The 13784-nt window shown below is 65.0% G+C and carries 13 protein-coding genes; 7 read left to right on the top strand and 6 right to left on the bottom strand.

The window, feature by feature from the left end:
- Nucleotides 1-76: 76 nt before the first annotated feature.
- From ACSBM8_RS13720 to ACSBM8_RS13730, 3 genes are all read left to right on the top strand, one after another.
- Nucleotides 77-943 (top strand): NmrA/HSCARG family protein, encoded by an 867-nt coding sequence (locus ACSBM8_RS13720; protein ID WP_442678569.1) that lies wholly within the window; start codon nucleotides 77-79, stop codon nucleotides 941-943.
- Between the two features lie 34 nt (nucleotides 944-977).
- Entirely contained in the window at nucleotides 978-1451 is a 474-nt protein-coding gene (locus ACSBM8_RS13725) for an SRPBCC family protein (RefSeq protein WP_442678570.1), read from the top strand.
- Between the two features lie 67 nt (nucleotides 1452-1518).
- Nucleotides 1519-2181: an NAD(P)-dependent oxidoreductase gene (locus ACSBM8_RS13730; RefSeq protein ID WP_442678571.1), complete on the top strand. Its 663-nt coding sequence runs from the start codon at nucleotides 1519-1521 to the stop codon at nucleotides 2179-2181.
- 7 nt (nucleotides 2182-2188) lie between these two features.
- Here the strand turns inward: ACSBM8_RS13730 and ACSBM8_RS13735 are convergent, their stop codons facing one another.
- From ACSBM8_RS13735 to murA, 3 genes are all read right to left on the bottom strand, one after another.
- The gene (locus ACSBM8_RS13735; RefSeq protein ID WP_442678572.1) at nucleotides 2189-2818 is read right to left on the bottom strand and encodes a hypothetical protein; all 630 of its coding nucleotides are present in this window, start codon (nucleotides 2816-2818) and stop codon (nucleotides 2189-2191) included.
- Complete coding sequence (locus tag ACSBM8_RS13740) at nucleotides 2815-3498, bottom strand: TIGR02466 family protein (RefSeq protein ID WP_442678573.1); 684 nt, start codon at nucleotides 3496-3498, stop codon at nucleotides 2815-2817. The genes ACSBM8_RS13735 and ACSBM8_RS13740 overlap by 4 nt, the downstream gene beginning before the upstream one ends.
- Nucleotides 3499-3573: 75 nt before the next feature.
- A complete protein-coding gene (gene murA, locus ACSBM8_RS13745; protein WP_442678574.1) occupies nucleotides 3574-4857 on the bottom strand; it encodes a UDP-N-acetylglucosamine 1-carboxyvinyltransferase in 1284 nt (427 codons plus the stop codon).
- Nucleotides 4858-5012: 155 nt separating this feature from the next.
- Between murA and ACSBM8_RS13750 the strand changes: the two genes are divergently transcribed.
- Nucleotides 5013-5750 carry a Crp/Fnr family transcriptional regulator gene (locus ACSBM8_RS13750; RefSeq protein WP_442678575.1) on the top strand — a complete coding sequence of 246 codons (738 nt, stop codon included), beginning with the start codon at nucleotides 5013-5015 and terminating at the stop codon, nucleotides 5748-5750.
- Between the two features lie 13 nt (nucleotides 5751-5763).
- On the opposite strand, the gene clpS is transcribed toward ACSBM8_RS13750, so the two are convergent.
- On the bottom strand, nucleotides 5764-6114 hold the full coding sequence (clpS, locus tag ACSBM8_RS13755) for an ATP-dependent Clp protease adapter ClpS (protein WP_442678576.1): 351 nt from the start codon (nucleotides 6112-6114) through the stop codon (nucleotides 5764-5766).
- A 267-nt stretch (nucleotides 6115-6381) separates the two neighbouring features.
- Nucleotides 6382-7281, bottom strand: a complete 900-nt coding sequence (locus ACSBM8_RS13760) for a LysR substrate-binding domain-containing protein (RefSeq protein WP_442678577.1) — start codon at nucleotides 7279-7281, stop codon at nucleotides 6382-6384.
- Between the two features lie 161 nt (nucleotides 7282-7442).
- Here ACSBM8_RS13760 and ACSBM8_RS13765 point away from each other — a divergent pair, with 161 nt between their 5' ends.
- From ACSBM8_RS13765 to ACSBM8_RS13775, 3 genes are read left to right on the top strand one after another with little or no spacing between them, the layout of a single operon-like run.
- The gene (locus tag ACSBM8_RS13765) at nucleotides 7443-10646 is read left to right on the top strand and encodes an efflux RND transporter permease subunit (protein WP_442678578.1); all 3204 of its coding nucleotides are present in this window, start codon (nucleotides 7443-7445) and stop codon (nucleotides 10644-10646) included.
- On the top strand, nucleotides 10639-11808 hold the full coding sequence (locus ACSBM8_RS13770) for an efflux RND transporter periplasmic adaptor subunit (protein WP_442678579.1): 1170 nt from the start codon (nucleotides 10639-10641) through the stop codon (nucleotides 11806-11808). Before ACSBM8_RS13765 ends, ACSBM8_RS13770 begins: the two co-directional genes overlap by 8 nt.
- Nucleotides 11795-13192 carry an efflux transporter outer membrane subunit gene (locus ACSBM8_RS13775; RefSeq protein ID WP_442678580.1) on the top strand — a complete coding sequence of 466 codons (1398 nt, stop codon included), beginning with the start codon at nucleotides 11795-11797 and terminating at the stop codon, nucleotides 13190-13192. The genes ACSBM8_RS13770 and ACSBM8_RS13775 overlap by 14 nt, the downstream gene beginning before the upstream one ends.
- Before the next feature lie 18 nt (nucleotides 13193-13210).
- On the opposite strand, the gene ACSBM8_RS13780 is transcribed toward ACSBM8_RS13775, so the two are convergent.
- Entirely contained in the window at nucleotides 13211-13693 is a 483-nt protein-coding gene (locus tag ACSBM8_RS13780) for a VOC family protein (protein ID WP_442678581.1), read from the bottom strand.
- Between the last annotated feature and the right edge of the window lie 91 nt (nucleotides 13694-13784).

Below are 13784 nucleotides of genomic sequence, written 5' to 3' on the forward strand. Positions count from 1 at the left end.
CAGATATACCGTCTATTGGTATCTTTGTGGATCACTAACTTGGGGCCAGCCAAACGGCTCAACCAAGGAGTGTCACATGACCATTCTCGTAACCGGCGCGACCGGCACCATCGGCCGCCACGTCGTAGATCAGCTCGTCAAGCGCGGCGCCGATGTTCGTGCACTTGTCCGCGACAGTGCCAAAGCAAACTTTCCGGAGGGCGTATCCGTCGTCCAAGGCGATCTGCTCGACGTCGATGCCCTGCGCGATGCCTTCTCGGGCGTCTCCACCCTGTTCTTGCTCAACGGCGTTGTTGCCGACGAATTTACGCAGGCCCTGCTCACGCTCAACGTGGCGCGCGAAGCCGGGATCGAGCGGATCGTCTATCTCTCGGTCATCCACAGCGATCTTTATGCGAACGTTCCCCACTTTGCGGGCAAGTTCGGCGTCGAGCGCATGATCGAAGAGATGGGGCTCAAGGCCACTATCCTGCGCCCCGCTTATTTCATCAACAACGACGTCACGATCAAAGACGTGGTGGCCGGCCATGGCATCTATCCCATGCCCATCGGCAGCAAGGGCCTGGCCATGATCGACGCGCGCGATGTCGGTGAGATTGCGGCGCTCGAACTGATCCGCCGTGAGCAAAGCGCCGTGGCGCTTCCGCTCGATCGCATCAACCTGGTCGGTCCCGATACGCTGACGGGCGCGGACGTGGCCGCGATCTGGACCGACGTGCTTGGCCGTCCGATCGCCTATCCGGGCGAGGATTTCGCGGCGTTCGAGCAGAATCTGCGCCAGTTCATGCCAAACTGGATGGCGTTCGACATGCGCCTGATGAGCGAGCGCTTCGTGACCGTCGGCATGGTCCCCGACGCAGGCGACGTCGACCGGCTCACCACTTTGCTCGGCCGTCCGCTGCGGTCCTACCGCGCCTTCGCCACCGAGATCGCGTCGGCCTGACCCCACCCCCACAGCCAGAACAAGGAGTCGCATCATGATCTATTCGACCGCCACCGTTCCCGTGAACCCACCGGGCGAGATCAGGCTGACCCGGGCGCAAGCTTGGGCCGGGCTTGAGCGCAAGGCGCGTGACGCCCGCCTCTTCCTGCCCCCCGGCCTCTGCACGCGCTGCGACGTCGTCGAGGAGAGCGACACGCATTTCGTCCGCGAAGCCACGATCGCCGGCGCCGACCTGCGTGAAATCATCACGCTGGAACCGCAGCACAAGGTAACCTTTTTTCAAGCCACGGGTCCGCGCGAAGGCGCCATCGTCAACACATTGTTCGAGGATGAGGCCGGCGCGCTCCAGCTTCGCTTCTATTGCTATCTCGGCCTGCGCGGCAAAACGCCTGGCGGTGCCGAGGAACAAGCGGAGCAGGCACAGTTCGACAGCGGAAGCGGCTATAAGGCAGCCTTGTTATCGACCTTGAAACGCATCCGGGAGCTGCTTGCCGACGGCCAGCTTTGAGGATTTGATCCATATCCGTCGGGCGACGTTCACGCCCCTGGCGATCCGTTCCGCATGGAGATCATCAATGACCGTCATACCCGATAAGGATTCGGCGCCCCGCAGGATCTTGGTCCTCGGCGCGACCGGCGGCACCGGCCGCCTGATCGTCAGCAAGGCGCGCGCGCGGGGGCACGATGTCACCGCGCTGGTGCGCTCTCCCGACAAGGGCCAGACTTTGGAGGGCGCGAAGATCGTCGTCGGCGACGCGCTGGATCCCGGTAAACTGAAGGAGGCGGTCAGGGATCAGGACGTCGTCATCAGCGCGCTTGGCACCCCGGTCAGCCCGATCCGTGAGGTGACCCTGCTCTCGACGGCGACGCGCGCGCTCGTTCACGCGATGCAGGCCGAACAGGTGTCGCGTCTGATCTGTATTACGGGGTTGGGCGCCGGCGATAGTGCGGGACATGGCGGCTTCCTGTTCGACCGCCTGATCATGCCGCTGCTGCTGCGCAACGTCTATGCGGACAAGAATCGGCAGGAGGCGATCGTGCGCGAGAGCGGCCTGGACTGGACCCTGGTTCGCCCCACCGTGCTAAATGACAAGCCCGAACGCGGCGCCATCCGCGCGCTGACCGATCTTTCGGAGTATCATGGCGGTGCCATCGCCCGCGCCGACGTCGCCAACTTCGTCCTGGATGCGCTCCACACCGCCAGCTGGCGGCACCGCGCGCCCTTGATCACATGGTGAGCGGGCGTCAGCGCACCGGCGTGAGCGCGATGGAAACCCAGCTCCGTGGCTGGCGGCTGCGCAGCGGCCGATAGCGCCGGCGCAACCAGCCGGGCAACAGCAGCAGCATGCCGGTCGTCGGACGGATCGCCGCTTCGGGGTCATAAAAGGTGCCGCGGGGATCGGCCGACACTTGCAGGCGCAGGTCCGGCAGCTCCATCATCGGCGCCGGCAGGCGGGGATCTTCGACGACCAGTTCGCCCGCCAGAGCCCGATCGGGCGAACCGGCATAGCCGTCGTCCACAATATAGTCTGCGGTCCAATAGGCGCCGTAGGACGGTGCCAACTCGGGTGGCGACTGGCCAAAGCGCGCCACGTTCAGCCTGATCTGCGTCGCCCAATGCGGGACGGGCGCGCCGGCGTCACCGCGCTCGGTGTAACGCCGCGCCACCGCAATCGCCTGCTCGGTCAGGCTGGCGAGCGCCTGCGCATCCCCCGCGCCCAGGTCGGCCGGCACCGGTCCGTGCCAACCCATCGGCGCGGCGGACGCGCGTTCGCTGGCCCGTAGCAGCAGCGGACCGAGCGATGCGTTGATGGCGCCCGCGTCGGGCAGAGATGCGAGGATCACGTTGGTTTCAAACAGGGAGTCGATATTCATTGCGCCGCCGCCGGCTCAAAAGCGGCGACCAGATTGATCGCGATGCTCACACGCAGCCCGGTGCCGAGATAGGGCCGCACCGAATGACCCAGGAAGGACGGGAACATCACCAGCAAACCGCTGCGTGGGCGCAACCACGCCTCCGTGCCCGGCGCGCTGCCGTCCGCGCCGCGGCGGGCCAGTTCGGGATCGCCCATTCGCAGGAAGGGCATACGCGGATCGATGAACACCAGCTCGCCGCCCAGCGCCGTATCGGCCGAACCGGCATAGCCATCATCCACATAATAGACCGCAGACAGATAGGAGCCGGGGTGCCAGTGGGTCTGATTCGATGCGCCCGATCCGCTGGCGTTGGCCCACATTTCGGGGCGCCAGCGCACTTTCCGCGTGGCGTCGCCCTTGACGTCCGCCGTGACGTGCGCGGCCATCGCCACCACGGCGGCGGCCAGCGTCTCCGCGGGCCTACCGCCCCAGCGGGTCATGTGGTTATTTGATTGCCATCCATGGACGTTCGACTTGCTGACGCCGCGCTCGCCTTCGCGATGCTTGAGGATCTGGGCAAGCAACGCGCTGTTCAGCGCCGCATGGCCCTCGACCAGGCTGCTGAACATAGGCGTCGGAAATAGCGGAATGCATCGCGCGTCGGGCGCGGACCGTTTGTCGGATGCAACGAAGGTCATGGTCGTGCGGCATACCTCGTCCGAAGAACAATGCACGGCGTTAGTATAGCAATCGCCCAGGCTTCGTAACGTTCGTCAGCCGCCGCTGTCGCGCTCGATATTCGCGCCGACGGCGGAGAGCTTTTCTTCCAGACGCTCATAGCCACGATCCAAATGGTAGACGCGCGACACTTGCGTTTCGCCTTTGGCGGCGAGGCCGGCGAGGACCAGGCTCATGGAGGCGCGTAGATCGGTGGCCATCACCGGCGCGCCGGCAAGGCGATCCACGCCCTTCACGATCGCGGTGCGGCCATGGACCTGGATGTCGGCGCCCATGCGGGTGAGCTCCGGCACGTGCATGTAGCGATTTTCGAAGATCGTTTCGGTCAGCACGCTCGTGCCGCCTGCCAGCGTCAGCATCGCCATGAACTGCGCCTGCATGTCGGTGGGGAAGCCGGGAAAAGGCGCGGTGGACAATGTCAGCGGACGCAGCCGGCCTTCGGCCGACACGCGAATGCCATCCGCTTCTTCTTTGACCGACAGCCCAGCCTGGGTGAGGCTGGCGATGATCGCGGCCATATCCTCGGCGTCCGCCCCTTCCAACAGCAGGTCACCGCCGGTGATGCCGGCCGCACAGGCATAGCTGCCCGCTTCGATGCGGTCAGGCATGACACGGTGCGTGGCGCCGTGGAGGCTGGATTTGCCCTGGATCACCAGCCGTTCGGTGCCGATGCCCGAAATTTCGGAGCCCATCGCGACCAGGCATTTGCACAGATCACTGATTTCGGGCTCGCGTGCCGCATTGTCGATTATGGTCTCGCCACGGGCGAGTGCCGCCGCCATCAGCGCATTTTCGGTGGCGCCCACGGACACCAGCGGGAAGACGATATGTCCGCCCTTCAGCCCGCCATCAGGTGCGACCGCGCGGACATAGCCGGCCGCCAGCTCGATCTCCGCACCGAGCGCCTCAAGCGCCTTGAGATGCAGATCGATCGGACGATTTCCGATGGCGCAACCGCCCGGCAGGGATACGGTCGCTTCGCCTTCGCGCGCGAGCAGCGGCCCTAAGACGAGGATCGACGCGCGCATCTTGCGGACGATCTCGTACGGCGCGGTCGTAGACGAGATATGATCGGCATTGAGCGTCATCGCCCGCACCGGCGAATTGCCGCGCTGGCCTGCCATCGTGGTCGACACGCCAAGCTCATTCATCAAGTGGCCGAAACCCTCGACGTCCGCCAATCGCGGCAAATTGGTCAAGGTGAGCGGCTGATCCGTCAGCAAAGCGCACGGCAACAAGGTGAGCGCCGCGTTCTTGGCGCCCGAAATCGGCACGCGACCTTCCAGTCGGTTGCCTCCGCGGATAACGATCCTGTCCATCGGCGCTGCTGTAAAGGCTCGCGGCGCACGTGCAAGCGCGGCGGCCCCACCACGATGCCTGCAATTATTTCAATCCACCGCAAGGGTTGATGCGGGTTAGCGTCACCAGCGCCGTTGCCGCGCTAGACGCGCCGCAACAGGGGACGTGTATCTGAATGGGCGAGAGTTGCCTGGCCGAACATCTCGGCCGTTACGGAGAGCTGACTGCGGCGGAACAGAATGCGCTGGACGGGCTGACGGCGGGTAGCCGGCACTATAAACGCGGCGCCGTGATCCGGCCGGAACATGGTCCACCGGGCGACATCTATGTCGTGCAGAGCGGGTGGATTTTCTGTTCCGCGCTGCTGGAGGATGGCCGGCGGCAGATCGTGCGACTGCATTTTCAGGGCGACGTCCTCGGCCTCGACAGTCTTGCGTTCGCCAGAGCGCCCGACGCCGTCACCGCCCTCACCGATGCCGAAGTCTGCCTGATCGATCGCGTCCGGCTGGGCCGGCTTTTTGCCGATCATCCGCGGCTGGGGGCGCTGCTGTTCGCGGTGCAGCAGGTGGACCGTGTCGCCCTGACGGACCGGCTTATTTCATTGGGCCGGGCGTCGGCGCGCGGGCGGGTCGCGGCGCTGCTGTTGTGGATCGCCCGTCGCCTGCGCTTTTCCGGACTGCCGGTCGATCATGGGTTCGCGCTACCGCTGACGCAGGAGGAGATTGGCGATCTGACCGGGCTCACCGCCGTCCATGTCAATCGCACGATGCGGGTCCTGAGCGAACAGAATTTGATCGCCCGATCCGGCAATTCGCTCCGCATCCTCGATCCAGAGCGGCTGGCGCGCCTTGCCGACTATAATGATCGGCACGAGGTGGTGGATCGCAGCTGGCTACCGCCGGCCCGCGACTAGCACGCCTTCGCGATCAGGCCTTTTCCAGCGTGCACTGCAGCGGGTGCTGGTTCTGGCGCGCAAAATCCATCACCTGCGACACCTTGGTTTCAGCCACCTCATAGGTGAAGACGCCGCAGATGCCCACGCCGCGCTGATGGACATGCAGCATCACGCGAGTCGCATCCTCCAGCCCCATCCGGAAAAAGCGCTGCAGGCACAGCACGACGAATTCCATCGGCGTGTAATCGTCATTCAGCATCAGCACCTTATAGAGCGAAGGCTGTTTGGTCCGCGTGCGCGTGCGCGTGGCGACGCCGAGACCGGTGCCTTCGTCCTCGCCATCCTTGTCGGTGGCCATCGTGATGATGTGATGTGCTGTCATGTGTGAAGGCCAGAATATGGCATCGAAGGCGTCGGCGGCAAGATGTCTGTCGCGAGAAAGCCTGCCATAAGGCTGTTTTTCGGCTGCTCACCCGGCGCGAAGGCAGGATGCGACACCGGCGCGCAGTGCGTTACACCCCGCGGATCAAGGAACGAAGCTGGCTGTGGCAGGGGCGCGGTTGTCATCAGCCCAACAAACAGAAATCAAAGGCACCCCATATCCATCCCGCGGAACGCTGGTGCCGACCAGCAGGCCATGACGCGCTGCTTACCCTTCCCCCTTGCCCGGCACGATCGTATCCAGAAAGTGCCTCGCCGGCTCGCTCAGTCGCCCTTCCTGGTGGACGACCCACATGGCCGAATTGGCCTCGGGCGCATCGAAATCCCGATATACCAGGCCGGCCGATTGCAGCGCGCGCAGGGATTGGGCGACGATGGTGAGCCCGATCCCGGCGGCGACCAGCCCAAACAGCGTGGAGACCTCGCGCACCTCCTGCGCGATGATGGGTTCGACATCTTCCGCCCGCAGCAGCCGTAGCAATTCTTCCGTGAAGCCGCCGATCAGGCCACGCTGATAGACCACCATCGCCTGGGCGGCGAGATCGGTCGCGACGATCGTGTCGCGCGCCGCCAGCGGATGATCCGGGCGCATCACCACCACCAGCCCTTCCCGCATCAGCAGGCGGGCGGTGACGCCGGCCGGCAGTTCCGGCTCGCGCAGGCTGCGCAGAAAGCCGATCTCGATCGTCCGTGCCGCCAGCGCGTCGCGCAGGCCGCTTTCCGACAGTTCCGACAGCGTCATATGCACTTCGGGATATGCGTTGCGGAAGTCGTGGATCGCGCGGGCGACCGGGGGCACGAACGGCGCGGAGGCGTTGAAGCCGATGGTGAGTTCGCCCAGCTCGCCACGTGCGGCGCGGCGCGCGACCAGAATAGCCCGTTCGGCCTGTGCCAGAGTTGCCCGCGCCTCGTGCAGGAACAATGTCCCCGCATCGGTCAGCACGACCGAACGGCTGGTGCGATCGAACAATTGGACGCCGAGTTCCCCCTCCAGCGCGATGATCTGCTGGCTGAGGGGCGGCTGCGAGATTCCCAGGCGCGCGGCAGCGCGGCCGAAATGCAGATCCTCCGCAACGCCGACGAAATAGCGGAGATGGCGCAATTCCATAGGATTGATATCTACAACGTCTCAATCAAGCTGCAATCGATATTGGACTGATCGGTATCTTAGTCCGATCTGCCCGTCAGGCCACGCGCTTCGCACGGTGGCTGCGCGCCTTCGCTCCTGCCCTGGCTTCGCCCTCACGTCCCGTCGGCCGAAAGCTCCCCATGATCGGCATTGTTCGCATCGCCCTCCTTCGCCCGCTGACGTTCATCGTCATGGCGATCCTGATCCTGATCGTCGGCGTGCTTGCCGCGATCCGCACGCCGGTGGACATTTTCCCCAATATCGGCGTGCCCGTGATCGCGACCGCCTGGCAATATCAGGGGCTCTCCCCGGCCGACATGTCCGGGCGCATCGTCACGCCGTTCGAACGCGTGCTGACGACGACGGTCAACGATATCGATCATATTGAAAGCCAGTCGCTGCCGGGCATCGGCGTGATCAAGATCTATTTTCAGCCCGGGGCCGATATTCGCACCGCCACCGCGCAGGTGACGTCGGTGTCGCAGAGCGTGCTGCGTCAATTGCCGCCAGGGATCACCCCGCCGCTGATCCTCAATTATAATGCGTCGACCGTCCCCATCCTGCAGCTCGCTCTGTCGGGCAAGGGCCTGTCCGAAGGGCAGATGTTCGACATCGGCCAGAACCAGGTGCGCACCGGGCTGGTGACTGTGCCCGGCGCCGCCATCCCCTATCCCTCCGGCGGACGCACGCGGCAGGTGCAGATCGATCTCGATCCGCAAGCGCTGCAATCCAAGGGGCTGTCCGCGCAGGATGTCGGCAATGCGATCGCCGCGCAGAACCAGATCACTCCGGCCGGCTTCGCCAAGATCGGCAACTTCCAATATAATGTCGCGCTCAACAACGCGCCCAATTCGATCGACGCACTGAACGACCTGCCGATCAAGCAGGTCGGAAGCGCGACCGTCTTCATGCGCGACGTCGCGCATGTCCGCGACGGATCGGCGGTGCAGACCAACGTCGTCCATGTCGACGGTTCGCGATCGGTGCTGATCACGATCCTCAAGAACGGCGCCACTTCCACCCTCGCGATCGTGCAGGGCATCAAGGACGCATTGCCCAAGATCCAGGAGACGTTGCCGGCCTCTTTAAAGATCGTGCCGATCGGCGATCAGTCGCTCTTCGTGAAGGCCGCGATTTCGGGCGTGGTCAAGGAAGGCGTCATTGCCGCAGCACTCACGAGCGCGATGATCCTGCTGTTCCTGGGATCATGGCGGTCGACCGTGATCATCGCGGTGTCGATCCCGCTCGCCATCTTGAGCGCGATCATCGCGCTGTCGGCGACCGGCAACACGCTGAACATCATGACGCTGGGCGGGCTCAGTCTGGCGGTCGGCATCCTTGTCGATGACGCGACGGTTACGATCGAGAATATCAACTGGCATCTGGAGCAAGGCAAAGGGGTCAAGCAGGCGATCCTGGACGGCGCCGCGCAGATCGTGACGCCGGCCTTCGTATCGCTGCTGTGCATCTGTATCGTGTTCGTGCCGATGTTCTTCCTGCCAGGCGTGGCAGGCTTTCTGTTCGTGCCGCTGGCGCTCGCGGTCGTCTTCGCGATGATCGCCTCCTTCATCCTCTCGCGCACGCTCGTGCCGACGATGGCGATGTATCTGCTCAAGCGACATCAGGCGGGCGAGGACGAGCATGCCGCCGGCAGCGCGTCGTCGCGTAATCCGCTCATTCGCTTCCAACGCGGTTTCGAGACGCGGTTCGAGCGGGTTCGCACCCGCTACGGCGCGCTGCTGGAGCGCGCCCTGCAGGTGCCCAAGCCGTTCGTGATCGGTTTCCTGGCGGTCGTCTTATTGTCCTTCCTGCTCGTCCCGTTCCTGGGGCAGAATTTTTTCCCCTCGGTCGATTCAGGCCAGATCGCGATGCATGTTCGCGCGCCGATCGGCAGCCGGATCGAGGACACTGCGGCGCATTTCGACCGGATCGAGCGCCGCATCCGCCAGGTCATCCCGCCGGACGAGCTGGTTTCGATCGTCGACAATATCGGGCTGCCGGTGAGTTCGATCAACACGACCTACAATAATTCCGGCACGATCGGCCCGCAGGACGGCGACGTGTTGATCCAGCTGACCGAACATCACCGCCCGACCGCCGATTATGTCCGCAAGCTGCGCGAGATATTACCGGGCGCCTTCCCCGGATCGACCTTCGCCTTCCTGCCGGCGGATATCACCAGCCAGATCCTGAATTTCGGCGCGCCCGCACCGATCGACATCCAGGTGACCGGCAAGAACGACGCCGCCAACAATGCCTTCGCGCGTAAGATCCTGAAGCGGATCGCCGCGATCCCGGGCGTGGCGGACGCGCGCATCCAGCAAAGCTCGCGCTATCCGCAGCTGAACGTGAACGTCGATCGCAGCCGTATCGGCCAGCTCGGTCTGACCGAGCGGGACGTCACCACCAGCCTCGGCAGTTCGCTCGCCGGGACCCAGCAAAGCGCACCCGTCTTCTTCCTCAATCCCGAAAACGGCGTGTCCTATCCGGTGGTGGCACAGACGCCCGAACGGCAGATCGCATCGATCAGCGATCTGTCCAATGTGCCGGTGACCGGCGCGCAGGGCAGCACGCCACAGGTCCTGGGCGGGCTGGCCACGATCAACCGCGGCACGTCGCCCGCAGTCGTATCCCACTTCAACATCGCGCCCGCGATCGACATCTACGCCACGCCGAACGGCCGCGATCTCGGCGCGATCGCCGGGGACATCCAGCAGGTCATCGCGTCGCTGAAGGCCGAGCAGCCCAAGGGCGTTACCGTCACCCTGCGCGGCCAATATGCGACGATGAAGACCGCTTTTTCCGGTCTTGGTTTTGGCCTGATCGGCGCGATCGTCCTGATCTATTTGCTGATCGTCGTGAACTTCCAGAGCTGGCTCGACCCGTTCGTGATCATCACCGCTTTGCCGGGCGCGCTGGCGGGGATCATCTGGATCCTGTTCGTCACGGGCACGACGCTGTCGGTGCCGGCCCTGACCGGCGCGATCATGTGCATGGGCGTCGCCACGGCGAATTCGATCCTGGTGGTCAGCTTCGCGCGCGAGAAGCTGTCGGAGCATGGCGAGGCGGTGCGCGCAGCCCTGGAAGCCGGCATGACCCGCTTCCGCCCCGTTCTGATGACCGCGCTTGCGATGATCATAGGCATGCTGCCGATGGCGATGGGCTTTGGCGAGGGTGGCGAACAGAATGCGCCGCTCGGCCGGGCCGTGATCGGTGGACTGGCGGTCGCGACATTCGCCACGCTCATGTTCGTACCGATCATCTTCAGCCTCGTGCACAAGAACCGCCGCGTCGCCGCCGCGCCGACGCTGGATGACAGCCCCCTGGAGGAAGCTCATGCCTGAACAGGGCAGCACCGGATCGCTCAAGAAGATCGGCATCATCGCCCTGGTGGTCGCGCTCGCGATCGTGGCGTGGGGCCTGTTCAGCCGCTGGAACCACGATCAGCAGCTGGCAACATGGACCGACGCCCAGGCCGAGCCGGCCGTGTCGCTGATCCGCGCGGCCGATATGGCCAAGGGCGACGGGCTGACGCTGCCCGGCACGCTTCAGGCCTATAATAGCGCGCCCATCTTCGCGCGCACCAATGGCTATGTCCGTCGCTGGCTCGTCGATATCGGCGATCGCGTCAGCGCCGGCCAGGTGCTCGCCGTCCTCGATGCGCCCGAAGTCGATCAGCAACTCGCCGCGGCACGCGCCGATCTGCAGACGGCGCGTGCCAATCAGGATCTGGCGCGCTCGACCGCGGCGCGCTGGAGCAATCTGCTGTCCAAGGATGCCGTTTCCAAGCAGGAATCGGACGAAAAGCAAGGCGATCTCAAGGCCAAGACGGCCGCCGCCAATGCCGCCGCCGCCGACGTCGCGCGGCTGAGCGCGACCCAGGGGTTCACCCGGCTGGTGGCGCCCTTCGCCGGCACAATCACCAGCCGCTCGACCCAGATCGGCCAATTGGTATCCGCCGGCACCGCCGGCTCGGTGCCTTTGTTCACCGTTTCCGACATCAGCCGCATCCGCATCTACGTGCGCGTGCCGCAAAATTATTCGGGCCAGATCCGCGTCGGCATGCAGGTGAAGATGACCTTGCCCGAATATCCGGGCCGGACCTTCGACGCGATACTCACGCGTACCGCCGATGCCGTCGATCCCGCATCGGGAACGGTGCTGGTCGAGCTGCAGGCAACCAATGGCGATCGCGCCCTGAAGCCGGGGTCCTATGCGCAGGTGAGCTTCCCGCTGCACGGATCGACCAGTGCGGTCGAACTGCCCGCCAGCGCGCTGATCGTTGGTGAGAAGGGTACCCAGGTGGCTGTGCTGGGCCCGGACAATAAGGCGGTCCTCCGTTCGGTTACGGTCGGCCGGGACAATGGGGCGACGGTGGAAATTACCGCGGGCCTTGGGCCGCGCGACCGCGTGATCGACAGCCCGCCGGACTCGCTGCAGTCCGGTGACAAGGTGCGGATAGCGCCATCCGCGCCGGCCGGGGGAACGCCCGATGCGAAAAAGTAGGAGCCTATTGTTCGCGACAGCGTCGGTGGCGCTCGCCGGCTGCTCGCTCGCACCCGAATATCGTCCCCCGGCGACACCATCCGTCGCGGCCTATAAGGAAGTCGTGGGCTGGCAGCCGGCGGGCAGCATTGTCACCGCGCCGGGCAAATGGTGGCAGGCGTTCGGCGATACCACGCTGGACGCGCTGGAAGAGCGGATCGAGACCGCCAATCCCAATCTTTCCGCGGCAGCGGCGCGCTACGCGCAGGCCCGGGCGCTTGTGGGCGACGCGCGCAGCGATCTGTTTCCGTCCATCGATGCCCAGGCGACCAGCGGCAGAAGCCGCGAATCCGCCAATCGTCCTTTCTCGCCCGGGACGACCAGCAGCTTCACGACGACGCAGATCGGCGCCTCCTTATCCTATGAGCTGGATCTGTTTGGTCGCGTGCGTAACACTATCCGCGCGGCGCAGGGCGGTGCGCAGGCCAGCGCATCCGATCTTGCCGGGGTGCGGCTGGGGCTCCAGGCGTCGCTTGCTAGTAATTATTTCGACATGCGCGGGCTGGATGCGCGCATCGTTCTGCTGCGGCAGACGGTGGAAGCTTTCGGCCGCGCCTCCGATCTGACCAATACCCGCCACCGGGGCGGGATCGCCTCTGGAATTGATGTCAGCCGCGCCGACGCCCAGCTGGCCAGCGCACGATCGGAACTGGATTCGGTGCTCGCCGATCGCGCCAATCTGGAACATGCCATCGCCGTGCTGGTCGGCGAAAGCCCGTCCAGCTTTGCCTTGCCGGTGGTCGATATCGACATGGCACCGCCCGCGATCGCAACAGGCATCCCATCGACCCTGCTGGAGCGACGGCCCGACATCGCCGCCGCCGAGCGGCGCATGTATCAGGCCAATGCCCGCATCGGCGTCGCCCGTGCCGCGCTCTTCCCAAGTCTTTCGCTCGGCGCCTCGGGCGGTTTCGAAAGCACGGGACACAGCCTGTTGTCGGCGTCCAGCGGCTTCTGGGCGCTCGGGCCGATCGGCGCCGCGCTATCGCTGTTCGATGGGGGCGCTCGCCGTGCCCAGGTGCGGCTGACGCGCGCACAATATGAAGAGGTTGCGGCCGATTATCGCGCCACCGTCCTCACCGCGTTCCGGGAGGTCGAGGACGATCTGGCGCTGAGCCGGCAATTGGCGCGGCAGGAACAGAATCAGCGCGACGCTGCCCGCGCCGCCGAGCGAACGCGCGACCTGTCGCTCATACGCTATCGGGATGGAGCGTCGGATTATCTGGAGGTGGTGACCGCACAGACCGCCGCTCTGGATGCCGAACGCGCCCTCCTGCAGGTGCGGACCCGTCGGCTAAGCGTGCAGGTCGATCTCGCGCGGGCCTTGGGCGGCACGACGAGTTAGGTTCAGGCTCGGCCGCGATTATCTGGCGGGCTGCCACAACTCGATCTTGGTGCCGTCGGGATCGAGGATCCACGCAAACTTGCCGCTGGGATCGCTATCGCTGCGCCCGACCAGAGGAACGCCCTTGGCCTTCAGTCGCTCGACGAAGGCGGCAAGATCGTCGACGGCGAAGTTCAGCATGAACTCCCGCGGCGACGGATCCATATAGTCACTCTTGGCGCCAAAGGCGTTCAGCGTCACGACCGGTGGGTGCCCGGGAGCGTCATAGGCCATCGTCGCGCCACCCCACGCCTCGATCCTGATCCCCAGCACGTCGCGGTACCAGGCCATCAGCGCCTTGGGATCCTTGCTCTTGAAGAATATCCCGCCGACGCCCGTGATCCGCCCAACGGGTTCCGCCGCAATAGCGACCGACGGCACGACCCCGGACAGAGCGATTGCCACAAGGAATTGATTGATCCTGTTCGTCATGCCGATCCCCCCCGCCGGCGTCTTTATCATGAATTGCTTCTGTTCACAGGCCACGCCGGAGGTGCCGAAGGCGCTGAGCATCACGCAACGGCGATCCGCCAACGCCTCCTCGCCAGGCGGA

It is taken from the genome of Sphingomonas sp. ASY06-1R (genome assembly GCF_052180265.1).
GTDB lineage: Bacteria > Pseudomonadota > Alphaproteobacteria > Sphingomonadales > Sphingomonadaceae > Sphingomonas_I.

What these genes read in the sequence shown, in the direction of transcription:
- ACSBM8_RS13760 (WP_442678577.1), bottom strand. Translation starts at nt 7,281, where the DNA reads ATGGAATTGCGCCATCTCCGCTATTTCGTCGGCGTTGCGGAGGATCTG.
- ACSBM8_RS13780 (WP_442678581.1), bottom strand. Translation starts at nt 13,693, where the DNA reads ATGATAAAGACGCCGGCGGGGGGGATCGGCATGACGAACAGGATCAAT.
- ACSBM8_RS13765 (WP_442678578.1), top strand. Translation starts at nt 7,443, where the DNA reads ATGATCGGCATTGTTCGCATCGCCCTCCTTCGCCCGCTGACGTTCATC.
- clpS (WP_442678576.1), bottom strand. Translation starts at nt 6,114, where the DNA reads ATGACAGCACATCACATCATCACGATGGCCACCGACAAGGATGGCGAG.
- ACSBM8_RS13725 (WP_442678570.1), top strand. Translation starts at nt 978, where the DNA reads ATGATCTATTCGACCGCCACCGTTCCCGTGAACCCACCGGGCGAGATC.
- ACSBM8_RS13750 (WP_442678575.1), top strand. Translation starts at nt 5,013, where the DNA reads ATGGGCGAGAGTTGCCTGGCCGAACATCTCGGCCGTTACGGAGAGCTG.
- murA (WP_442678574.1), bottom strand. Translation starts at nt 4,857, where the DNA reads ATGGACAGGATCGTTATCCGCGGAGGCAACCGACTGGAAGGTCGCGTG.
- ACSBM8_RS13770 (WP_442678579.1), top strand. Translation starts at nt 10,639, where the DNA reads ATGCCTGAACAGGGCAGCACCGGATCGCTCAAGAAGATCGGCATCATC.
- ACSBM8_RS13730 (WP_442678571.1), top strand. Translation starts at nt 1,519, where the DNA reads ATGACCGTCATACCCGATAAGGATTCGGCGCCCCGCAGGATCTTGGTC.
- ACSBM8_RS13775 (WP_442678580.1), top strand. Translation starts at nt 11,795, where the DNA reads ATGCGAAAAAGTAGGAGCCTATTGTTCGCGACAGCGTCGGTGGCGCTC.
- ACSBM8_RS13720 (WP_442678569.1), top strand. Translation starts at nt 77, where the DNA reads ATGACCATTCTCGTAACCGGCGCGACCGGCACCATCGGCCGCCACGTC.
- ACSBM8_RS13735 (WP_442678572.1), bottom strand. Translation starts at nt 2,818, where the DNA reads ATGAATATCGACTCCCTGTTTGAAACCAACGTGATCCTCGCATCTCTG.
- ACSBM8_RS13740 (WP_442678573.1), bottom strand. Translation starts at nt 3,498, where the DNA reads ATGACCTTCGTTGCATCCGACAAACGGTCCGCGCCCGACGCGCGATGC.